18 protein-coding genes and 6 tRNA genes are annotated in these 23,283 nt (G+C 42.7%); 7 read left to right on the top strand and 17 right to left on the bottom strand.

Annotated features, from left to right (window positions below; translation table 11 throughout):
* Positions 1-57 precede the first annotated feature (57 nt).
* The 3 genes from ybeY to miaB all read right to left on the bottom strand — a co-directional run bounded on the left by ybeY (position 58) and on the right by miaB (position 3,035).
* Positions 58-525, bottom strand: coding sequence for an rRNA maturation RNase YbeY (ybeY, locus tag AAC852_RS08975; RefSeq protein WP_340620734.1), 468 nt, complete (start codon positions 523-525; stop codon positions 58-60).
* Positions 522-1,475, bottom strand: a complete 954-nt coding sequence (locus tag AAC852_RS08970) for a PhoH family protein (RefSeq protein ID WP_340620770.1) — start codon at positions 1,473-1,475, stop codon at positions 522-524. Before AAC852_RS08970 ends, ybeY begins: the two co-directional genes overlap by 4 nt.
* A gap of 129 nt (positions 1,476-1,604) precedes the next feature.
* Positions 1,605-3,035, bottom strand: coding sequence for a tRNA (N6-isopentenyl adenosine(37)-C2)-methylthiotransferase MiaB (miaB, locus tag AAC852_RS08965; RefSeq protein WP_340620733.1), 1,431 nt, complete (start codon positions 3,033-3,035; stop codon positions 1,605-1,607).
* 217 nt (positions 3,036-3,252) lie between these two features.
* Here miaB and ubiF point away from each other — a divergent pair, with 217 nt between their 5' ends.
* The 4 genes from ubiF (at position 3,253) to AAC852_RS08945 (ending at position 5,773) form a co-directional block, all read left to right on the top strand.
* Positions 3,253-4,440 carry a 3-demethoxyubiquinol 3-hydroxylase gene (gene ubiF, locus AAC852_RS08960; RefSeq protein WP_340620732.1) on the top strand — a complete coding sequence of 396 codons (1,188 nt, stop codon included), beginning with the start codon at positions 3,253-3,255 and terminating at the stop codon, positions 4,438-4,440.
* A 165-nt stretch (positions 4,441-4,605) separates the two neighbouring features.
* The gene (locus AAC852_RS08955; RefSeq protein ID WP_340620731.1) at positions 4,606-4,908 is read left to right on the top strand and encodes a hypothetical protein; all 303 of its coding nucleotides are present in this window, start codon (positions 4,606-4,608) and stop codon (positions 4,906-4,908) included.
* The gene (locus tag AAC852_RS08950) at positions 4,905-5,240 is read left to right on the top strand and encodes a hypothetical protein (protein ID WP_340620730.1); all 336 of its coding nucleotides are present in this window, start codon (positions 4,905-4,907) and stop codon (positions 5,238-5,240) included. The genes AAC852_RS08955 and AAC852_RS08950 overlap by 4 nt, the downstream gene beginning before the upstream one ends.
* A 317-nt stretch (positions 5,241-5,557) precedes the next feature.
* Positions 5,558-5,773: a hypothetical protein gene (locus tag AAC852_RS08945; protein ID WP_340620729.1), complete on the top strand. Its 216-nt coding sequence runs from the start codon at positions 5,558-5,560 to the stop codon at positions 5,771-5,773.
* A gap of 328 nt (positions 5,774-6,101) precedes the next feature.
* Here AAC852_RS08945 and AAC852_RS08940 read toward each other — a convergent pair.
* The 9 genes from AAC852_RS08940 to nagB all read right to left on the bottom strand — a co-directional run bounded on the left by AAC852_RS08940 (position 6,102) and on the right by nagB (position 10,220).
* A tRNA-Gln gene (locus AAC852_RS08940) sits at positions 6,102-6,176 on the bottom strand.
* A gap of 13 nt (positions 6,177-6,189) precedes the next feature.
* Positions 6,190-6,266: transfer RNA gene (locus tag AAC852_RS08935), tRNA-Met, on the bottom strand.
* Positions 6,267-6,307: 41 nt separating this feature from the next.
* A tRNA-Gln gene (locus AAC852_RS08930) sits at positions 6,308-6,382 on the bottom strand.
* Positions 6,383-6,467: 85 nt separating this feature from the next.
* A tRNA-Gln gene (locus AAC852_RS08925) sits at positions 6,468-6,542 on the bottom strand.
* A 77-nt stretch (positions 6,543-6,619) separates the two neighbouring features.
* Positions 6,620-6,704: transfer RNA gene (locus AAC852_RS08920), tRNA-Leu, on the bottom strand.
* Positions 6,705-6,709: 5 nt separating this feature from the next.
* A tRNA-Met gene (locus AAC852_RS08915) sits at positions 6,710-6,786 on the bottom strand.
* A 154-nt stretch (positions 6,787-6,940) separates the two neighbouring features.
* Entirely contained in the window at positions 6,941-8,164 is a 1,224-nt protein-coding gene (gene nagC / locus AAC852_RS08910; RefSeq protein WP_340620728.1) for a DNA-binding transcriptional regulator NagC, read from the bottom strand.
* A 12-nt stretch (positions 8,165-8,176) separates the two neighbouring features.
* Positions 8,177-9,385, bottom strand: coding sequence for an N-acetylglucosamine-6-phosphate deacetylase (gene nagA / locus AAC852_RS08905; RefSeq protein WP_340620727.1), 1,209 nt, complete (start codon positions 9,383-9,385; stop codon positions 8,177-8,179).
* Positions 9,386-9,413: 28 nt separating this feature from the next.
* Positions 9,414-10,220 carry a glucosamine-6-phosphate deaminase gene (gene nagB / locus AAC852_RS08900; RefSeq protein ID WP_340620726.1) on the bottom strand — a complete coding sequence of 269 codons (807 nt, stop codon included), beginning with the start codon at positions 10,218-10,220 and terminating at the stop codon, positions 9,414-9,416.
* A gap of 341 nt (positions 10,221-10,561) precedes the next feature.
* Here nagB and nagE point away from each other — a divergent pair, with 341 nt between their 5' ends.
* The 3 genes from nagE to AAC852_RS08885 all read left to right on the top strand — a co-directional run bounded on the left by nagE (position 10,562) and on the right by AAC852_RS08885 (position 17,478).
* The gene (nagE, locus tag AAC852_RS08895) at positions 10,562-12,583 is read left to right on the top strand and encodes an N-acetylglucosamine-specific PTS transporter subunit IIBC (protein ID WP_422824280.1); all 2,022 of its coding nucleotides are present in this window, start codon (positions 10,562-10,564) and stop codon (positions 12,581-12,583) included.
* A 284-nt stretch (positions 12,584-12,867) separates the two neighbouring features.
* Complete coding sequence (gene glnS, locus AAC852_RS08890; RefSeq protein ID WP_340620724.1) at positions 12,868-14,535, top strand: glutamine--tRNA ligase; 1,668 nt, start codon at positions 12,868-12,870, stop codon at positions 14,533-14,535.
* A 249-nt stretch (positions 14,536-14,784) separates the two neighbouring features.
* Positions 14,785-17,478 (top strand): beta-N-acetylhexosaminidase, encoded by a 2,694-nt coding sequence (locus AAC852_RS08885; RefSeq protein WP_340620723.1) that lies wholly within the window; start codon positions 14,785-14,787, stop codon positions 17,476-17,478.
* 116 nt (positions 17,479-17,594) lie between these two features.
* Here the strand turns inward: AAC852_RS08885 and fur are convergent, their stop codons facing one another.
* From fur to AAC852_RS08860, 5 genes are all read right to left on the bottom strand, one after another.
* The gene (fur, locus tag AAC852_RS08880; protein ID WP_038259894.1) at positions 17,595-18,044 is read right to left on the bottom strand and encodes a ferric iron uptake transcriptional regulator; all 450 of its coding nucleotides are present in this window, start codon (positions 18,042-18,044) and stop codon (positions 17,595-17,597) included.
* A 205-nt stretch (positions 18,045-18,249) separates the two neighbouring features.
* The gene (fldA, locus tag AAC852_RS08875) at positions 18,250-18,783 is read right to left on the bottom strand and encodes a flavodoxin FldA (RefSeq protein ID WP_340620722.1); all 534 of its coding nucleotides are present in this window, start codon (positions 18,781-18,783) and stop codon (positions 18,250-18,252) included.
* Positions 18,784-18,957: 174 nt separating this feature from the next.
* Positions 18,958-19,248 (bottom strand): LexA regulated protein, encoded by a 291-nt coding sequence (gene ybfE, locus AAC852_RS08870; RefSeq protein WP_047678744.1) that lies wholly within the window; start codon positions 19,246-19,248, stop codon positions 18,958-18,960.
* Between the two features lie 267 nt (positions 19,249-19,515).
* A complete protein-coding gene (locus tag AAC852_RS08865; RefSeq protein WP_340620721.1) occupies positions 19,516-20,106 on the bottom strand; it encodes a TetR/AcrR family transcriptional regulator in 591 nt (196 codons plus the stop codon).
* 47 nt (positions 20,107-20,153) lie between these two features.
* A complete protein-coding gene (locus AAC852_RS08860) occupies positions 20,154-23,282 on the bottom strand; it encodes an efflux RND transporter permease subunit (RefSeq protein ID WP_340620720.1) in 3,129 nt (1,042 codons plus the stop codon).
* Position 23,283: the final 1 nt, after the last annotated feature.

Here is a 23,283-nt window from a genome sequence, read left to right as displayed (position 1 = left end):
ATACTGAAATCTATAGGCTACGGATCGTAATGTTTAACATAAAAATGTTCTTAGGGGTTATTCTTTTTCCGCAAGATAAGGATCAGGATAACCCATTTTTTTTAGGATTTCTGTTTCCAGAGATTCCATTTCTTCCGCTTCTTCATCTTCAATATGGTCATACCCAAGTAGATGGAGACAGCCGTGAACTACCATGTGTGCCCAGTGCTCTTCAACAGTTTTTTGTTGTTCTTTCGCTTCTTTCTCAACAACCTGACGGCATATAATCAAATCGCCAAGTAAGGGCAGTTCCACTTCGGGCGGAGCTTCAAATGGGAAAGATAACACATTGGTTGGTTTGTCTTTCCCGCGATAAGTGAGGTTTAATTCGTGGCTTTCTGCCGTATCAACCACACGGATTGTCACTTCACTTTCAGCCTGAAATTGTGGCAAAACGCCTTCCAGCCAGCGTTGGAAAAGGACTTCCTCAGGAAGTCCTGTTGGGCTTTCACACGCGATTTGTAAATCTAATATAACTGAACTCATTGCGCTTCCTGTCTACGTTTTTGCTCTGTAGCTTCCCATACTTCATAGGCGATAACGACTTTGGCAACTACAGGGTGGCGAACCACATCTTCGCTATGGAGGAAATTAAAGCTCAGCTCATTAACTTCCGACAAGACTTCCATTGCATGGCTCAGACCAGATTTCTGGCCTCTTGGCAGGTCGATCTGGGTTACGTCACCAGTAATCACCGCCTTAGAGTTAAAGCCAATACGAGTCAGGAACATTTTCATCTGTTCGATGGTGGTGTTCTGACTTTCATCAAGAATAATAAAAGCATCATTGAGTGTTCGTCCACGCATATAAGCCAATGGCGCGACTTCAATAACATTTCTTTCGATCAGCTTCTCAACTTTTTCAAAACCCAGCATCTCAAATAGGGCATCGTAAAGTGGACGTAAGTAAGGGTCAACTTTCTGGCTCAGATCGCCGGGTAAGAATCCCAGTTTTTCTCCGGCTTCAACCGCAGGACGGGTCAGAAGTATCCGGCGAATTTCTTGCCGCTCCAGTGCATCAACTGCTGCGGCAACGGCCAGATAGGTTTTACCTGTTCCTGCTGGCCCGATCCCAAATGTAATATCATGGTCAAGTATATTAGCAATATACTGTGCCTGATTAGGAGTACGGGGTTTTACAATACCCCGTTTGGTTTTGATATTCACGGCATTGCCGTAGGCAGGTACGCTTTCTGCTGATTGTTCCAGTACGCGACTTTCTGTGATTGCCAGATGGATCTGTTCAGGTTCAAGATCCGGTATCACGCCACGCACAGGTGCGGTTTCGACATAAAGATGGCGCAATATGCTTGTTACTGCACTGACGCACAGTGGTTTGCCCACCAATTTGAAACGATTGTCGCGGCGGTTGATCTCGACTCCCAGGCGACGTTCAAGTTGTTTCAGATTGTCATCAAGTGGGCCACACAGGCTCATTAGTCGCTGATTGTCTGCGGGTTCCAGAAAAATCTCTTGTGTTGCTACTTGTGGGTTTATCTGTGTCACTGATTATCTCTATATTAGGGCCTGTCAAGACTGGCCTATTTGTTAAAGTTGACCTATTTTTTAGGGCTGATAAATGCCAACGCCGATTTCGTCTTCCTTACGGGTACGGGCAATCACTGACGCAGGCGATTCATGGATACGTAAATCCATTTCATCTTCGGTACGGATCACCTTACCACGCAGGGAGTTGGCATAAACATCAACAATGTCGACATCAACAAATTTACCAATCATATCAGGTGTACCTTCGAAGTTAACCACACGGTTGTTCTCAGTACGGCCAGAAAGCTCCATGATATTTTTGCGGGATGGGCCTTCAACCAGAATGCGCTGTGTGCTGCCAAGCATGGCGCGGCTATAGCTCATGGCTTGTTGGTTAATGCGCTGCTGGAGCAGGTACAGGCGTTGTTTCTTCTCTTCTTCACTCACGTCGTCTGGCAAATCAGCCGCAGGTGTTCCCGGACGTGCTGAATAAATGAAGCTGAAACTCATGTCGAAATTAACTTCGGCAATCAATTTCATTGTTTTTTCAAAGTCGTCTTGTGTTTCGCCTGGGAAACCGATGATAAAGTCAGAACTGATGAGAATATCAGGGCGTGCTTTACGCAGGCGGCGAATAATGCCTTTGTATTCCAGCGCGGTGTGGGCGCGTTTCATCAGGGTCAGAATACGATCAGAGCCACTTTGGACAGGCAAATGCAGGAAGCTAACTAATTCCGGTGTATCTTCATAAACGGCGATAATATCGTCAGTAAATTCGATTGGATGGCTGGTGGTGAAGCGTATACGGTCGATACCATCAATAGCCGCAACCAGACGCAGTAATTCCGCAAATGTACAGATATCCCCATCAAATGTTGCTCCACGGTAAGCGTTGACATTCTGGCCGAGTAAGTTAACTTCACGCACGCCTTGGGCTGCAAGTTGGGCAATTTCAAATAGAATATCATCGCAAGGACGACTGACTTCTTCCCCGCGGGTATAAGGAACAACGCAGAATGTGCAGTACTTATTACAGCCTTCCATGATAGAAACGAATGCAGTCGGACCTTCCGCTCGTGGTTCTGGTAAACGGTCGAACTTCTCGATTTCAGGGAAACTAATATCAACAACAGGGCTGCGGGTGCCTTTTACATGATTAATCATTTCTGGCAGACGGTGTAGGGTTTGTGGTCCGAAGATAATATCAACGCTGGGTGCACGCTGGCGGATGTAATCTCCTTCTTGAGAAGCGACGCAACCACCGACTCCAATGATGACTTCAGGGTTTTTGTCTTTCAGCCCTTTCCAGCGTCCGAGTTGGTGGAAGACTTTTTCTTGCGCTTTTTCACGAATTGAACATGTGTTTAGAAGTAAGATATCTGCTTCTTCGGCGACATCGGTTAACTGATAACCGTGAGTGGTTTCCAGCAGGTCGGCCATCTTGGATGAATCGTATTCGTTCATCTGACAGCCCCAGGTTTTGATATACAGTTTTTTTATCGTCGACATTTTGTGTATCCGGTGTTTTCAGTGAAATAATGCTTCAACACTGAAAAGCGTAGTGTATTGAACCTGCGTATTGAATACAGTGTATTTAGCATCATAATGTTGCTGGCTATTGTAGTCATTTGAGACACCAGTGACCAGACTGTAACACCGGATATTCACAGCCGGAAAGGGAAAATTCCGGTACACTTTTAATCAAGAGGTTAATAATGTGATGAATATGAATAATCCACAACAAAAATTCGATATTGTTGTCGTTGGTGCAGGCATGATTGGTGCAGCAACGGCATTGGGATTGGCACAAGAAGGCTGGCGTGTTGCATTATTGGAACACCAGGCACCACAACCTTACAATGCAGCTCATGAACCGGATGTTCGTGTCTCTTCGGTTAGTTGTGCTTCTGTGAATTTATTGAAACAGTTAGGGGCATGGAAAAATGTTTTACAGATGCGTAGTGCACCTTATCGGACTTTGGAAACGTGGGAACAGAATGACTCCAACGTGATTTTCGATGCAGAAAGTCTTGGTTTACCGGAATTGGGGTACATGGTAGAAAACCGTATCTTGCAGCTGGCATTGTGGCAAGAATTTGAACGGCATTCCAACCTCTCACTTTTCTGTCCAGCGGCACTGAAATCGATGCATCGGCAACATGAGCATAAAACATGGCAGGTTGAATTGGCTGATGGTACGGAATTAAACACACGTTTAATTATTGGTGCTGATGGTGCCCGCTCGCAGGTTCGGCAATTAGCTGGTATCGGTAGCAGGGGATGGCAATATCGTCAGTCGTGTATGCTGATTACAGTCAAAACTGAACAGCCTCAGCAAGATATAACATGGCAGCAATTTTTTCCTTCCGGCCCTAGAGCCTTCCTGCCATTGTTTGAACAATGGGCTTCATTAGTGTGGTATGACTCTCCCGCTCGCATTCGCCAGTTACAGGCGATGTCAATGACACAACTTGAACGAGAAATATTTCAGGCATTTCCAGCCCGTTTAGGTAAAGTAACGCCGGTTGCCACAGGGGCGTTTCCTCTGATGCGCCATCATGCCAGCGATTATGTACGCGAAGGTTTGGTTTTACTGGGAGATGCCGCTCATACTATTAACCCATTGGCGGGGCAGGGGGTAAATTTGGGCTATCGGGATGTTGATACTCTGCTTAATGTATTGATCAATGCTAAGGACTTGCATGAAAAGTGGGATTCTTTGGCAGTTTTGAAGCGTTATCAATGTCGCAGGATGCCGGATAATTTGGTCATGCAGGCGGGAATGGATCTCTTTCATACGGTATTCAGCCATGATTTGCCGGGATTGAAAACCATGCGTAATCTGGCATTGATGGCAGCACAACGTTCAGGTGTGATGAAAAAACTGGCGCTAAAATATGCGTTGGGCGTGTGATTGTTGTTTTCAATAAGATTTGTATATACAAAAATTATAATATAGAAATTTATCCATCTATTAATTACATGGATTATAATGTTAAATTAGAGTGTTTCAGTTTTTTGAAGCTATTTTATGGTATATCTTGTATATACAATTGGCTATGTTTAAAGACGTTGTCACATGAAGCTCTTAATATCATCAAACATCAGATTGAAGTTGGCAGGCAAAAATCCTTTTGTTAATGAAGAAGATATACTCCAGTATTTTTCTAATCGGGTTGGACGTTTTCTTGAGGACACAAGAGAAGACAACAGAACTGAGCCACCAACTAAATGGTTTATATCTGAAATTGATTACGGGGTTAAATTAAAGATAGTTTTTATTTATTACCCTGAAAAAGGGGTAGCGATAAGAACAGCCTATGCACCTAACGAAGATGAATTGAGAATTTACAGAAAATACGGTTTGGGAACAGAGAAATGAGCAAACATCCTGATAAGCGAACAAACCTTGTGGCTTCCACTGATGAGGCATGGGAGAATGGTGAGCTTGGTCGTAGTGCAGCTCACGTTAAAGTATCTGATGATATAACCGACGATCTGATTAACGAGGTATTGGATTTACAGCCAATTTCAATCAGATTGAATAAGTCTCTGATTGAAGACCTAAAAATGATAGCTGACCTTAATGGATTAGGTTATCAACCGTTAATTAGGCAAGTTTTAAACCGCTTTGTCGATAGTGAGAAAAAACGGGTTCTGACAGAGACTCACAGTAAGGTGATGAAAAGAAAAAAAAAGAAAATCAGCGAATAAGCGCCACAAGGTAGCTTAACTAAAGCAACAACGATTAATTTAACCCGCTTCGGCGCTGAGAACAACAGAATGCCTGGTTTCGCCATATAAAATCACTCGGTTGGGATTTTATATGGCGAGTACGCGGGAATACTCAGCTTCGTCTTGAAGCAAAAGGTGAACTCTGGTTTAAATGGCAAGCATTACAAGCCCGTAGTCAGCCAGAATATTTGGGACCCGGCATGCTATCCCGTGCCAAATATGCTCAGTGTGATGGTCATTTTACCTGCATAAAACGCGCCCAAGGGTCGGAAAAATAAGCGTTCTCGTGTCGTATCGTGCGTAAATCACAGGTGCGTGATGGCTATGCTGCCGCAAAAGAGCCGTGGCTCATTTTCAGTAGTACAAATGAATTTAAGCCGAGACAGATTATGAAGTTATACAGTCGCAGAATGCAGATTGGACAGAATTTTCGGAATGAAAAAAGTGAACGTTTTGGCTTCGGGCCTGTTACAGCCACTCAGCCGGACGTTTACTTGTTCTGTGTCTGTTAGCGACACTGAGTACGATTGCGCTTTGGTTATATGGTGTTTATTTATTACTGCTGATTTCTGGGGATCACTCAGCGCTTCGGTGGGTTTTCTGTTTGCAGAAAATTTAGAATTTGCGACTCATCAGATCAACTTTTCGACAAACAAATAGATTGTACGATGTCCAACTATGTTTTAATTGCTATTTGATGGAAATATGGGGAGATGATTTTGTGACTGGAAATGAAATAACCCACCTTTGAGATGGCTTTTACATCAAAGGATATTTTTCCTGTATATTCCTTTTTTGTTCTTTAGGAATAGGCCATTCAATGTGATATTTTGAAAAATCTGGCTGGGGTACCAGGATTCGAACCTGGGAATGCCGGAATCAGAATCCGGTGCCTTACCGCTTGGCGATACCCCACCTGAATTTTAAATGGTGGCTACGACGGGAATCGAACCTGTGACCCCAGCATTATGAGTGCTGTGCTCTAACCAGCTGAGCTACGTAGCCATTTACGTTAACCGTAAGCTTTATGAAAACATTCAGGAATATGGCTGGGGTACCTGGATTCGAACCAAGGCATGCCAGGATCAAAACCTGGTGCCTTACCGCTTGGCGATACCCCACCTGAGTATTCTCATTAAAATCTTGCTGTTACCTGTTCGTTATTTCTGGTTATTCACGCTTTAGTTATTGTTGTTTTCAGGAATATGGCTGGGGTACCTGGATTCGAACCAGGGTATGCCAGGATCAAAACCTGGTGCCTTACCGCTTGGCGATACCCCACCTGAAGACAACACACTAAAACTTAAACCCAAAACAACGTTAGTTCAACTCGATTTAAGTACAACCGAAGAAGTAAATGGTGCGGGAGGCGAGACTTGAACTCGCACACCTTGCGGCGCCAGAACCTAAATCTGGTGCGTCTACCAATTTCGCCACTCCCGCAAAGATGGTGGCTACGACGGGAATCGAACCTGTGACCCCAGCATTATGAGTGCTGTGCTCTAACCAGCTGAGCTACGTAGCCATCTTTTTTCGCTTTGCCTTCATCGGCGGTGCGGGGCGCATTATGCGTATATCAGACAGATGCGTCAACTGCTTTTTTAAAAAAATATGCATAATATCGCTTGTTTGTTTGGCTTGTAATCATATTGATGATAAAAACAACGAGATTGCTGAAATTATCCTCCAAGAAGATGTTGTAACAGTACACCATTGAGCATCGCACGCTTTGTTAAGGCAAATGCACCAATTGCGGAACAGTGATTTAGTTCAGAAACAACGACGGGGAGATCTTCACGGAAGGCTTTTAACGACTGTGTGTTGATGCAGCTTTGAATAGCCGTAAGCAGAACTTGCTCAGCTTCCGTAATATCACCAGCAATAACTATTTTCTGGGGATTAAAGAAGTTAATGGCGATGGCAATAGCTTTACCAAGATTGTGTCCTACCTGCCTGATAACTTCGACTGCTAGAGGATCTCCCTGATTAGCGGCGAGGCATATGTCACGAATAGTGCAGCTATTTAAGGTTAATTTACTTGGAAATCCCTGCCGTAATTGATGCTGTACTTTAGCCTCTATTGCTGAGTTAGATGCAATAGTTTCCAGACAGCCAAAATTTCCGCAATGGCAACGTTCACCCAGTGGATCGATTTGGATGTGACCTATTTCTCCCAGATTACCACGTTTATTGAGCAAGATATTATTATTGACGATAACTCCCGCTCCTGTACCACGGTGAACGCGTACCAGAAGTGAGTCTTCACAATTGCGGGTGGCCCCGAAATAGTGTTCTGCCAATGCAAGGCTGCGAATGTCATGCCCGGTAAAGCAGGAAATATTGAAATGTTTCCGTAGGTTTTGCACCAATGGCCAATTGCTTACTTTTATGTGTGGCATGTAGCGAACGATGCCGTTATCGGGATCCACCAAGCCGGGAAGAATGATTGAAATTGCGATCAATTCACGGATCCGCCGCTGATTTTTGGCAATGAAATTCTCAATGGCGCAGATAATCCGTTTTTCGATTTCCTGTTGTGTACTCTCCTGTACGGAGTAGTGCTCTTCGGCTAATTGTTTCGCACTCATATCAAATAATGCAATTGTCGCATCATGGCGTCCGAGCCGTATGCCAATAGTATGAAAGCGGCTGGTTTCTGTAACGATAGAAATAGCCCGACGCCCGCCAGTAGAAGCTTGCTGGTCAATTTCTTTTATCAGGCCGCGTTCTAATAACTGACGTGTGATTTTGGTGACACTGGCGGGCGCAAGCTGGCTTTCTTCTGCAATTTGAATACGGGATATTGGGCCATGTTGGTCTATCAAACGATAGACCACCGCACTATTGAGCTGTTTAACCAGGTCAATATTACCGATTTGCTTTTGTGCATTATGGTTACTCATCAGACTCTATGCTCACGGTAGTTCGGCTTCATTTGCATTAGCGAAGTTTCCATTATCAATATCTTTGTTGGCTATGTTTCCGTTAACTATGGTCTTGCAGATTTTGAAATTATGTGTGAATGCGGTCAGGTTTGCGACTTTGCCGACTTCAATCGTACCGAGGTGTTTATCAACACCGATGGCTTTGGCTGGATAAAGAGTTGCCATCCGCAATGTTTCATCCAAAGCGATACCGACATGTTCAACACTATTCTTGATGCTCTCTATCATTGTGACTGAGGAGCCGCTTAGTGTGCCATGTTCATCGACACATAATCCATCACGATAATATATTGTTTTATTAGCAAAAGTGAATTGTTCCAGAGTATTTGTCGCTGAATCAAGACCGGCAGGGACGATGGCATCTGTCACAAGAACTAATTTCTCATTTTTCAATCTCTTGGCACTACGGATATTTGGCCATGATACGTGCATGCCATCACAAATAATGCCGGCATAGACTTCAGAAGTATCATAAATAGCGCTGATTAATCCAGGTTGGCGGCCGGAAATGGCAGGCATGGCATTATATAAGTGGGTAGAAAAAGTAATGCCATTACGGAACCCTCGCCGGGCTTCTTCATAAGTTGCATTGGAGTGACCAGCAGAAACAATGATACCCGCTTCAGTTAATTGGTGAATGCATTGCTCTTCGACCATCTCAGGAGCAAGAGTAATCTTGGTGATCACATCAGCATTAATACACAGATAATTAACCATCTCAGATGTTGGTCTGCGTATGTAGGCTGGATTGTGAGTCCCTTTTTTTACCGGATTGATGTAAGGCCCTTCCAGATGTAGCCCAAGTGCCTGATTAGGATGATTGGTTAAGTAGATGCGCATCACTTCAATGGCTTTAATCATCAGTTCATCAGGGCTGGTGATAAGTGTAGGCAGAAAACTGGTACAACCATGACGCTGATTGGTTTCCTGCATGATACGCAGCGTCTCTTCCGTAATGTATTCCAGCCGTTCATTATATTGAACCCCCCCACAGCCATTGACTTGCAGATCAATAAATCCGGGGGAGAGATTTGCACCGTGTAAATCGTGTTTTTCAATATTTTCCGGTAATTCATTTTCTGGGCAGACTTGCTTAATCAAACCATCTGCAATGATGACAGCATGTCCGTCCAGTCTTTCGTGCCCGGTATAAATAATACAGTTAGTTAAAGCGTACATTCTGCTCTCCTAATCGCCTGAATGAGTACTAACTGGCGAACTCATTAAGAATTTCCGCCTCTAGCTGGTGAAAATATTTTACTGTTTTTACTCTTAACTCCATCGTTGCAGGTTCATCACAGACGATGATCGCTTTTGGGTGTATCTGTAAACAGCTTACTGTCCACATATGGTTAACGTTGCCTTCAATTGCAGCTTGCAGGGCCAAGGCTTTTTGGGCCCCCGTCGCCAAAATCAAGATCTCCTCGGCATCCATTAATGTACCTACACCGATGGTTAAAGCATATTGGGGAACTAAGTCCACATTATTATCGAAAAAACGAGAGTTAGCTGTTCGCGTTTCCAGCGTTAACGTTTTAATCCGGGTACGTGAAGAAAGGGAGGACGCAGGTTCGTTAAAGGCGATATGACCGTCATTACCTACACCCCCCATAAACAGATGGATTTTTCCATACGACTTGATCTTATTTTCATAACGTAAACACTCGGCATCAACATCTTTCGCATTGCCATTGAGTAAGTTTATGTTTTCTTTTTGTATATCGATGTGATTAAAGAAATTCTGATGCATGAAAGTGTGGTAACTCTGGGGATGATTTGCAGGAATACCGACATATTCATCCATATTGAAAGTGACGACATGCTTGAAACTGACTTTTCCTGCCTGATATAGCGCGATGAGTTCTTTATAGGTCGCCAGTGGTGTACTGCCAGTGGGCAGGCCGAGAACAAAAGGGCGCTCTGCTGTTGGATTAAATTCGTTGATTTTACTAACAATGTAGTGCGCAGACCATCGACCTACATCACTTGTATTTGTTAGGGGAATCAGCCTCATGATGACCTCTTTAAGTATTATTCATGATTAAAAATGGAACCATACAAACCGTTGTCGAGGAAAGCCGTCTATCATACCTGTTCTCTTTGCGATGGTTCTACTTGTCGAAAGTTGTAATGTTATTTTTTATGGTAAAATAAGGTTTTGATTAAGGCCATATTTTGATTAAAAAAATATCAATTTTGGTGATTTTTATCACATATCAGATGGTTTTAATTTGTGATAAAAAATAATTTTTTTAGAATAAAAATGTTTTAATAAGAAACACATAAGTGATGTCATTACATCATTCATTAAATAAAAGACTCCATTAATGGAGCTTTAAGGGGGCGTGAGTGAACATTCTAAGTTACTTACAACGGATTGGCCGGGCATTGATGGTGCCCGTGGCAACATTGCCCGCAGCGGCAATACTAGTTGGAGTTGGATATTGGATCGATCCAACGGGTTGGGGGGCCGATAACCCTCTGGCAGCGCTGCTTATTTCATCAGGAAATTCCATTCTCGAAAATATGGCAATATTATTTGCGATTGGGATTGCTTATGGTATGTCGAAAGATAAGGATGGTGCTGCCGCATTGACCGGATTAGTCGGATTTATGGTTGTCCTTAAACTATGCTCTCCCGCAGTAATCGCAATGATTAAAAATATTCCGATTGCTGAAGTGCCAGTCGCATTCAGTAAGATCAATAACCAGTTTGTTGGCATCTTAGTGGGCGTTATTTCAGCCGAACTTTATAACCGTTACAGCCATATTGAATTGCCTCAGGCATTATCATTTTTCAGTGGCCGTCGTTTAGTGCCTATATTGAATTCCTTCTTGATGGTCCTGCTCTCTTTTATCTTGATGTTTATCTGGCCTGTGATTTATAGCTGGCTGGTGGCATTTGGTGAAAGTATTACTAATCTTGGCTCAACGGGGGCAGGGCTTTATGCCTTCTTTAACCGTCTGTTAATACCGATAGGTTTACATCATGCCTTGAATTCAGTTTTTTGGTTTGATGTTGCGGGGATCAATGACATCCCTAACTTCTTGGCAGGAGCAAAATCTATTGCTGAAGGGACAGCCATTCCCGGTATTACCGGGCGTTATCAGGCAGGTTTCTTCCCCATTATGATGTTTGGTCTGCCGGGAGCGGCATTAGCGATTTACCACTGCGCGCGTCCTGAAAACAGAGCAATGGTTGGCGGTATTATGATGGCAGGCGCATTTGCTGCATTCTTTACTGGGGTAACGGAGCCACTTGAATTCTCTTTCATGTTTGTTGCACCTGTACTTTATGTCCTGCATGCCATTATGACGGGGATTTCAGTCTATATTGCGGCGACTATGCACTGGATTGCTGGTTTTGGTTTCACTGCTGGCTTTATTGACCTTCTGCTCTCTTCACGCAATCCGTTGGCCGTTCACTGGTACATGCTTATTCCACAAGGTTTGGTCTTCTTCTGTCTCTACTATGTGATATTTCGTTTCACGATCAAAAAGTTCAACCTGTTGACACTGGGACGTGAATTGTTCTCCACCGGACAAACGGATGGTTATGATATCGATATGGCTGCAAAAACCATTGGCCCAGGTAATATTGAGGAAGAAGCGTATAAATATATTGCAGCAGTAGGCGGTTCAGGCAATTTAACGGGTATTGACTCCTGTATTACCCGTTTACGCTTATCAGTAAAAGACTCAGGTTTGATTAATGAACAAGCAGTCAAGCGGCTTGGTGCTTCCGGGATTATCCGTCTGAACAAAGAGAGTGTTCAGATTATTATTGGAACCCGCGCAGAATTGGTTGCCAATGCCATGAAGAAAGTTATCACCAAAGGGCCCATTGCGGCTGAAACGAAACGCCAGGATCTAGAGCCTGACACTCAGATAAAAAAAGATCGTAAGTCGCAGGAAAAAGCCATTTTAACCTTAATTGCTCCTGTAACAGGTGAATTGGTTAAATTAGAGGATGTCCCGGATGAAGCTTTTTCCAGCAAATTAGTGGGTGATGGGATTGCTATTAAACCGACCTCCGATACTGTTTTTTCACCGATTTCAGGTACGGTGGTGAAAGTGTTCGATACTAATCACGCACTGTGTATTGAGGCAGATGACGGCGTTGAAGTGATTATCCACATGGGTATTGATACTGTTTCTTTACAAGGTAAGGGTTTTGAGCGTTTGGTTGAAGAAGGTGTGAAAGTGACAGTAGGGGAGCCATTATTGAAATTGGATCTTGAATACCTGAACACTCATGCTAAATCAATGATAAGTCCGATTGTTATCAGTAATATTGATGACTATGCAGGTGTCAGTATCATGGCTGAACGTCATGTTATTGCTAAAGAATCAAATTTATTTCAGGTAATGAAATAGATTAATGTATTTCTCCTTCCAAGCTAACGGTGATCGTTTCGGCGATCACCGAATTATATAAAAATACTTCATTTGAATAGTTCTAATTTATTGGACAGGTGAAAGAGGAATGGAGTTTGAAAATAAATTTGCCAATTGCACATAATTCATTGTACATAAATCGTTTTTTAGCACTAACTTTGCTCTTTCCGTCCATTTCCCATTAACTAATTGTTGTTTCTCGGTTCAGCTTAATAGATTATAAAGGGTTTATTGAAGCGCTTTTTGCATTAAGGATTAAAACGATGAGTGAGGCAGATGCTCGCCCGACAAACTTTATTCGTCAGATAATTGACGAAGATTTAGCAACTGGTAAACATACATCCGTACATACCCGTTTCCCGCCTGAACCTAATGGCTATCTGCATATTGGACATGCGAAGTCGATCTGCCTGAATTTTGGCATCGCACAAGATTACCAGGGCCAATGCAACCTGCGTTTTGACGATACGAACCCGGTTAAAGAAGATATTGAGTACGTTGAGTCGATTAAAAATGACGTTCAGTGGCTAGGATTTCAGTGGAGTGGTGATATTCGCTACTCTTCTAACTATTTCGATAATCTGTATGAATACGCGCTTGAATTGATCAATAAAGGTTTGGCGTATGTCGATGAATTAAGCCCAGATGAGATCCGCGAATATCGTGGCACGTTAAAAGAGCCGGGTAAAAACAGCCCGTACCGCGATCGCAGTGTGGAAGAGAACCTTGCTCTGTTCGAAAAAATGCGTGCTGGTGAATTTGCTGAAGGTAAAGCCTGTCTGCGGGCAAAAATTGACATGGCTTCTCCATTCATTGTCATGCGCGATCCGGTTCTGTATCGCATTAAATTTGCAGAACATCACCAATCCGGTAATAAATGGTGCATCTATCCGATGTACGATTTCACCCATTGTATTTCTGATGCTCTGGAAAGGATCACTCACTCTATATGTACGTTAGAGTTTCAGGATAACCGTCGTTTGTATGACTGGGTATTGGATAACATCACAATTGATTGTCACCCACGTCAGTATGAGTTTTCCCGCCTAAATCTGGAATACACGGTAATGTCCAAGCGTAAACTTAACTTGCTGGTGACAGAAAACATTGTTGATGGCTGGGATGACCCACGTATGCCAACGATTTCCGGCTTGCGTCGTCGTGGCTATACTTCTGCTGCGATCCGTGAATTCTGCCGTCGTATCGGGGTGACTAAACAGGATAACAACGTTGAAATGGCCGCGTTGGAATCTTGTATCCGTGATGATTTGAATGAAAACGCGCCGCGTGCTATGGCAGTTCTTGATCCGGTAAAATTGGTGATTGAAAATATGCCGGAAGGTGAAGTCATTCTGACAATGCCTAACCATCCAAATAAACCAGAAATGGGTAGTCGTGAAGTGCCTTTCAGCCGTGAAATTTATATTGATCGCGCAGACTTCCGTGAAGAAGCAAACCGTCAATATAAGCGTTTGGTACTCGGTAAAGAAGTTCGCTTGCGTAACGCTTATGTGATTAAAGCTGAACGTGTCGAAAAAGACGAAGAAGGTAATATCACCACTATTTACTGTCACTATGATGAGCAGACGCTGAATAAAGATCCGGCTGATGGTCGCAAAGTGAAGGGGGTTATTCACTGGGTAAGTGCCGCACATGCTGCCCCTGCGGAATTCTATTTGTACGACCGTCTGTTCAGTGTACCGAATCCAGGGGCGAAAGAGGATTTCCTGTCTACGATTAATTCAGAGTCATTAGTGGTACGTAAAGGTTTTGTTGAGCCGGGACTGGCAAAAGCACAATCGGAAAAAACGTATCAGTTCGAACGTGAAGGGTATTTCTGTGCTGACAGCAAACTCTCAAGTCCTGAACGTTTAGTGTTTAACCGTACTGTAGGCTTGCGTGATACTTGGGCGAAAATCTCTAAAGAATAATGTCAGTTGAATACACGAAAAGCGCGATTATTATCGCGCTTTTTTTATGATTAAAAGTCTCGTAATGAAAATTAACTCCTCCTGCCAAGATTAAAAATTGCCTTATAGTCACATTTTGTATAGGGTTATTTCGCATTGATGCTATGTTGTACAAAACTGTTGTACAAAACCGTCGTACAAAACCGTTTTGTGATATCAAAGACAGCCTTCTGTTCTGGGCCAAAATAAGAAACTCGGACGAGGTCATTAATGAAAAGCATTAAATTACACACTTTAGCAGCAATTATCATAGCGGCTGGGTTCACGGCAGGTACTTATGCGGAAAATATTCATGCGAAAATGTTATCACAGCAGATAGTGGATTCACTTAGTCAGTTAAATGTGAATTTCAGCATCGTAGACAACCAGGCCGGATCACATGGGACTGATTGTGCCATCTTAGGTGCAAATGGGGCCGCTTGTAATCGGGTTAATATCACATTGACCAATGGTGATCAGGCAATTGATTCCGCCGATTGGGCACTTTATTTTCATAGCATTCGCCAAATTCTGAAAGTTGATCATGAGCAATTCAAAATCACGCATATCACAGGTGATTTGTATAAATTAGAACCGACAGAAAAGTTCACGGGGATCAAGGCCAAAGAAAAGGTCTCATTGCCAATTATTGGCGAATACTGGCAGATTTATAGTACAGATTTTATGCCGCGCTGGTATGCCACTTCCGGTGATGCTATTCCCAAGGTATTGACTAATACTGATACTGAGGATCTGAGTGCGTTTTTATCTGATTTTAAAGGGGAGCAGTGGAAACGAACGACGACGGATAACAATATCCTGATGACACCTGAAAGCCGTTTTGAGAAAAACAGCCAGATGTCATTAATGGATGAGGATAAACTGCGTGGGCAAATTATCCCGACGCCCAGAAAATTATCCATTCATTCACAGGATGTCAATTTATCTCATGGAGTGAGATTGGAACTGGGAGGGTTGAGTGACGCTTCAATTCGGGTTATTCGAGAGCGTTTTGCTGATTATAACATTAAGTTAACCGACAGCGGTTATCGGGTTGTAACTCAGATTAATGCTGACAATTTTACCGGTGATTGGCGGGTTAAAGGGGCTTATTCCCTGAATATCACTACTAAGGGAACACAAATTGTTGCTTTTGATGAGTCCGGTGTATTTTATGGCCTGCAATCACTGTTTTCCCTTCTTCCGGCCAATGGTGTACCGAAAATAGCCACATTAACAGCAAAAGACGCACCCAGATTTGAGTATCGGGGGATGTTTCTTGATGTCGGACGGAATTTCCATAGTAAAGAAGCTGTCTTGCGTCTGTTCGATCAAATGGCGGCTTATAAACTGAATAAATTCCATTTCCATTTGAGTGATGATGAAGGCTGGCGCCTGGAAATTCCCGGTTTACCGGAATTAACAGAAATTGGCAGCAAACGTTGTCATGATTTAACTGAGACACAATGTTTGTTACCACAATTAGGCTCAGGGCCAACAAGTAATAATATGGGAAGTGGCTATTTTAGCCGTCAGGATTACATTGATATCTTGAAATATGCTAAGGCTCGTCAGATAGAGGTGATCCCGGAAATTGATATTCCGGCCCATGCTCGTGCAGCGGTAATGTCTATGGAAGCCCGTTATAAGAAGTTGATGGCAGAAGGAAAGGTACAGGAAGCCAATGAGTACCGTTTGCTCGATCCGACGGATACCTCAAATACGACATCTGTACAGTTTTACGATCGCCATAGCTATCTGAACCCGTGCATGGATTCTTCCAAACGTTTTGTTGACAAAGTCATCAGTGAAATCGTTGCCATGCACAAAGAAGCCGGGGCGCCACTGAAAACATGGCATTTTGGCGGTGATGAAGCGAAAAATATTCGTTTAGGGGCGGGTTATCAGGATAAAGATGGCCCAATTGAACCGGGTAAGGGGATTATAAATAAAAAAATCGAAGACAAACCATGGGCAAAATCTCAGGCTTGTCAAAAAATGATTACGAAGGGCATTATCAAAGATGTTGATGAGCTGGCCAGTTACTTCGCAATTGAAGTGAGTAAGATTGTCAATGCTCATGGTATTGAGACAATGCAGTCATGGCAGGATGGCCTGAAACATGCGAAATCGGCTAAAGACTTTGCTACTCAGCATGTTACGGTAAACTTTTGGGATACGCTCTATTGGGGAGGTTATGATTCCGTTAATGACTGGGCAAACAAAGGTTATCGTGTCGTTGTTTCCAGCCCTGATTATGTTTACCTAGATATGCCGTACGAAGTCAATCCGAAAGAGCGGGGCTATTATTGGGCATCCCGTTTTAATGATGAAGCCAAAATCTTCAGTTTTGCACCAAATAATATGCCACAAAATGCCGAAACTTCGGTGGATATCAATGGTAACTATTTCAATACCACCAGTAATAAACGTTGGCCAGGGGCGTATGGCGTATCAGGGCTGTTATGGAGTGAAACGGTGCGTACTGATCAGCAAATGGAATATATGATTTATCCGCGTTTGCTGCCGCTGGCGGAACGTGCGTGGCATCAGGCTGAATGGGAACAGAATTACCAACAGGGCAGGGAGTATAAAGGCGGAGTCACACGGTATGTTGAAACCGATAAACTCAATAATGATTGGCGTCGTTTTGCCAATTTAATGGGGCAACGTGAAATGGCAAAACTGGATAAAGCGCATGTTGCATATCGATTACCAATACCGGGAGCAAGGATTGTGTCAGGGACATTGGAAGCAAACATTGCCTTGCCGGGGTTGGCAATTCAGTATTCATTGAATGATGGCAAAACTTGGGAAATTTATGATGACAGACAAAGACCGCACGTTGAAGGTAATGTGAAAGTCCGTTCTGTTAGCACTGATGGTAAGCGTTTTAGTCGAATTGAAGACGTATATCAAAAATAACCACCTGTAAAAAAAGCAACCTGCCGATTAGCTTAAGCTAATCGGCAGCAGCTCCTTTTGACAAGAGCAGATATTGGAAGTGAGTAGCATGTATCACTTCTTATCGTGTCTTCTTATCATGCTTTCTCATCATGTAACGTACTATCTTTACGGCAATCACCTGTAGTACAGTGACCATACAAATAGAGACTATGATTTGACAACTTGATTCCATGACGTGCAGCAATATCTTTCTGACGTTCTTCAATGGACTCATCGCTGAACTCAATCACTTTACCACAGTCGAGGCAAATCAGATGGTCATGGTGATGTTGCTGAGTGAGTTCAAAAACCGATTTACCGCCTTCAAAATTGTGGCGAGTGACAATGCCGGCATCATCGAACTGGTTCAACACGCGATAGACAGTGGCGAGGCCAATCTCTTCACCGATATCAATCAGTTTTTTATAGAGATCCTCCGCACTGACATGATGGCATTCTGGGTCCTGTAGCACTTCCAGAATTTTCAGGCGAGGAAGTGTTACTTTAAGTCCAGCATTTTTCAATGCTTTATTGTTGTCGGTCATGCGGATTCAGTCCTGTAACTTGAGTTTAGTGAACTTGTGATACTTGGGGTATCGTGAGAGAATTATGATTTAGTTTCACGCTGTAAATTATAGGCATGGATATTGAAAATGAAAACCATGCCCACTTCGCTATCATGACACATAATTTAAGAATTATCCCGTGTAAAAGGTAATTGTTTCCTTAATACACACACGAGGGTATCTTTTATGCGCCGAGGATCTCTGATAGGCTCATTTCAGCCTTAATCTGCTGTACCCAAGCATCAACACGCTCTTCGGTCAATTCTGGTTGGCGATCTTCATCAATAGCAAGACCAATGAAGTGATTATCGTCAGCCATACCTTTAGATACTTCAAAGTGATACCCTTCAGTTGGCCAGTGTCCAACAATGATTGCACCACGAGGTTCGATAATATCGCGGATGGTGCCCATAGCATCACAGAAATATTCTGCATAATCTTCCTGATCACCACAACCAAACAGGGCAACTAACTTCCCTTCAAAATTGATCTCTTCCAGAGTTGGGAAGAAATCATCCCAGTCACATTGAGCTTCGCCGTAGTACCAGGTTGGAATGCCTAGCAGCAGGATATCGAAGGCTTCAAGATCTTCCTTGCTGCTTTTGGCAATATCGTGAACTTCCGCAACATCAGCACCGCCCAGTTTTTCTTGGATCATTTTGGCAATGTTCTCTGTGTTGCCAGTGTCGCTGCCGAAGAATATACCTATTATTGCCATAAAGTAGATTAACCTCTTGTTCTATTAGTGTATTAAATCTATACACGTCACGCTGAAATCAGCAGGAAAAATAGCAGTTTTATTAAAATGAAAAACGTTATTTTGACCAAACATCAGTGACAAGTCTGTCAGATTTGTGTGGTGACGCCGCTTCATTCTGTTGAATTAAAGCCGTTAATTGGTAAGGCGATTCTCTGTTGCCAGTTGAGCCAGCAACATCTGTTCAATCAATTCACTGCGGCTGATATTGCGCTGTTTTGCCAGATGGTTGAGAGCACCAACAGCATCTTCATTGAGTTTGAGTTCCACCCGACGCAGTCCTTTGACTTTATCCCGGCGCAACTGGTTGCGTTTATTGATCCTAAGCTGTTCATCTCTGGACAGCGGATTTGTTTTAGGTCGCCCTGGCCTGCGTTCATCTGCGAACAAATCCAGTGTGGTGCGATCAGTTTGTTCTTTTGCCATAAATTCGATTGATAAAGGGCGTGTACCAATAATATAGCGGGCAATGATACCTTAGCTGGACGCGTGTCGCTACTGGTTGATGGGAGAGATTGTTGGTTGATAAGAGAGATTGTTGGGTTCAGCCAAAATTCAGACATAATAATGCCGGGAAAGTGGTGTATAGCGTGATGTATAACAAGTACGGTGTGAAAAGAAATAAAATGGAGAAAAAAGAGTTGTGTTGGTCTGATTAAGGCAAATGCCTTAATCAGAAAACGGTTGTAAGAGTTATGGAGTAAAGGCTTTTCGTATTAAATAAATAAGAGCATCAAGGCTTTCACGCCATTTAAAATCAGAGCCCATGATTTGCCTTCCGATAGCGCCATCAACGACGATCATTAACCAGGAAGCAGTCTGTTCAGCATTAATTTTTTGATCAATTTCCCCATTTTCAATGCCTTTATTGAGTAGTATCGCAAAACGCTCTCGGACTTTTTTCTCATTCTCGATAAATATCTTATTAATAGCAGGATTCCGGCTAGCCTCAGCGATAATCTCAATACTGAGGCGCGCATAGCCGGGTTCGTTATAGAGCTGTATCAGCTTTTCCAACAATTTTTCTATTGTGGCAACCACTGAATTTTCATCATGACAGGCAGCCAAAATTTCGTCATAGTCGTGGCTGTCTTCTTCTGCAATTGCTTCAATAATGGCACTCTTGGTTGGATAATAATGAAACAGGTTTCCGGGACTCATACCTGCTGCTTTGCAGATTTCTGCTGTTGATGTTGCATGAAATCCCTTCTCGATAAAACAGGAGATAGCCGCATCAATAATATGTTTACGTTTGGCTCGCTGTTTTTCGGTCTGTTTTTTCACCTTATATTCCTCCAAAGGCTAGATACAGAATCAAATTGATTCATCTATCAATGATAATTGAGATCGTCTTTTGTTACCGATGACAATTTTCTAAGATATGGAATGATATAGTTTTTAAAATCATCCACATAACTGTAAATAACGGGCACAAACAGCAAACTTAGCAATGTTGAACTGAGTAACCCACCAATGACGGCAATCGCCATCGGCGCACGGAAACTGGTATCTGCGCCGCTGGTGACCACCAGAGGGATCATCCCGGCAATCATGGCAATTGTTGTCATGATAATTGGCCTGACACGCTCTCTTCCTGCCTGAATAATGGCGTCAGTTCGTGACATACCAGAGCGGGATTTTTCGAGAATAAACTCAACCAGTAAGATTGAGTTTTTGGTGACAATTCCCATTAGCATTAATATGCCGATAATAACGGGCATATCAATCGTGGCATTATAGATAAGTAAAGCGATAATGGCACCACCGATAGCAAATGGCAGGGCAATCAGAATCGTCATTGGTTGTAAGAAATCTTTGAACAGAATCATCAGAATAGCCAATACCATCAGGATACTAAGCATCATGGTGGTAGAGAAGCGTTCAAACATCTCATTCATGTATTCAATATCACCATATTGGATTCTTTTAACTTCTGGCGGCAATTTTTTCAATGTTGGTAATTGATTGATCTGCTCTAGTGCGGTGCCAATTGCGATACCGTTAAGATCAGCCTCAATCACAGCTTTACGTTGTCTGGAAATGCGTTCTATAGTGTCAGGCCCTGAACCAAAGGAGATATCAGCGACCGATTTTATAGGGACATTAACCCCAGATGTGCTGTTAACGTACATATTACTTAGCACGTTCAGATTATTCCTGTCCTCTTTGGATAATAAGACACGGATCGGAACCTGCCTGTCTGGTAAATTAAATTTAGAGACATTGGCGTTGATTTCACCGATGGTTGCGGTCTTGATCACTGCACCAATAGCATCTGTTGTGACTCCCGCTCTGGCAGCCTCAGCAATATTCGGAGTGATGATAATTTCCCGTTTAGGTAATGGTTGCAAAATTTGAATATTCTTTAATCCATTCAACTGCATCATTTCCTGACGTAACTTTCTTGTTGTCTGAGCCAGAATATCTGGATAATCACTGGCTAAAACAATCGAAACATCCCGGTTTCCATCACTGCTGCCAAAGGTATAGCGAATATCTGGTGTTGCATCTAAGATAGGCGTCAGTGACTGTTCAAACTCTTTTTGTGATAATTTGCGATCATTGATGGGCACTAAATTGACGATAATAGTGCTTTTGCTTTGATTAATATCGCCGGCTGTTCCTTCAACACCTGCAATAGAGAAAATATCTACAATTTCTGGGCGGGCTTTAAACTGTTTAATAATCTGCTGTAAAAGTTTATCGCTTTGCTCCACCTGTGTTCCGGGTGGTGCTTCAATATCTATTCTAGCGATACTGATATCGGATTTAGGTAAAAAGCCAGAGGGTAATAGCTCAAGCAGACTTAGTGAACCAAACAAAAAAACGACAGCTAGTGCTAAGGCTGTTTTGCGAAATCTTAGTGTCTTATCCAGAATGGTAACATATTTCTTGATCCATTTCGGTGTCTCGGCTTTACCTGTTTCACTGTTTTGTTCAGACAATGCTTTTTTCGTTGATGCCTTTTTCGGTAATGCCTTTTTCGGTAATAGCAGATAAGCGGACATCAAAGGAGTCACCATTCTGGCAACCAGTAAGGATGATAAAACCGCCGCGGATACGGTAATACCGAAGGGGACAAAATATTTACCCACGAAACCGCCAACAAAGCTGACCGGCAGGAAAACAGCGACAATCGTAATAGTAATCGCGATGATTGCGAACCCAATGGCATTGGATGCCTTGATCGCTGCAATATAAGGTCTTTCTCCTCTTTCAATATATTTTTCTATATTCTCTATTTCGACTATAGCATCATCAACTAAAATACCGATCACCAGCGTTAATGCTAATAGTGTGATGCTATTTAATGTGTAGCCAAACAAATGCAAAATAACAAATGTGGGTAAAATAGATAATGGCAATGCAATTGCTGCAATTAAAGTAGCACGCCAGCTTCTCAGGAAGAAAAACACCACAATGACTGTTAATATCGCACCTTCGATTAATGTCTGCATGGTGGCGTTATAACTGGCCACTGTGTATTTCACATTTGATGAAACAAGTTTAATATTAATATCAGGGTTTTCGTTTTTAATTCGCTCTAATGCTTTTGTGACTCCTTTTTCTACCACGGTATCACTTGAACCTTTAGTGCGGAACACAGCAAAACCAATAACAGGTTTACCATTCAGACGGGAAATAGACGTTGTTTCTGAATGGGAGTCTTTAATCGTAGCAATATCGCCCAAAGTGACCCAGCTATTATTCTCTAAAGGAAACTTTAATTTACGCAGATAATCTAATTGATTTTTGGCCCCTAAGATACGGATAGAATGACCTTGCTTTGCTATAACCATTCTCCCGCCAGGAATATTGACATTACTCTGGAGTAATAACCGGTTAATATCTGCAACACTGATCTTTAACGCAGCCAGTTTTACCGGATCGGGTTCAACCAGTATTTCTCTGTTTGTCCCCCCTGAACGGCTTATTTTTTGTACCCCTGGTACAGTTAAAAGATGTTTACTTAATTTGTCATCAACAAACCAAGATAATTCGGTTAAATTTTTATTCTTTGCCTGAACGGCATAATTCAGAATAGCCCCGCCTTCTACATCAATACGGTTTATTAAAGGCTCATCTATATTTTGGGGTAATTCTGCCCGAATTTGAGTAATTTGCTCACGAATATCATTAACGGCGACATTAGGATCAACTGTTAAATTAAATTCAATAACCGTAATAGAGACACCATCAGTAATGGTTGAGTTAATATGCCGAATTCCCGGTAAGCCAGAAACTGCCCGTTCGATAGGTTGAGTCACTGCATTTTCTAATTCAGAAGGTGAAGCACCACTTTGTGAAGTCGTTACAGTCACAACCGGAAAATTAATCACAGGGTTGGCATTAATGGGTAACTCAGAAAAGGAAAATAACCCGGCGATAGTGAGAGCCAAGAAAATAACAATAGTGGGAATTGGCTTTCTGATGGCCCATTCTGATAATTGAAACTTCATC

Origin of the sequence: Xenorhabdus siamensis, assembly GCF_037996745.1 — a bacterium.
Taxonomy (GTDB): Bacteria; Pseudomonadota; Gammaproteobacteria; order Enterobacterales; family Enterobacteriaceae; genus Xenorhabdus; species Xenorhabdus indica.
This window is presented reverse-complemented; position numbering and strand designations above follow the sequence as displayed.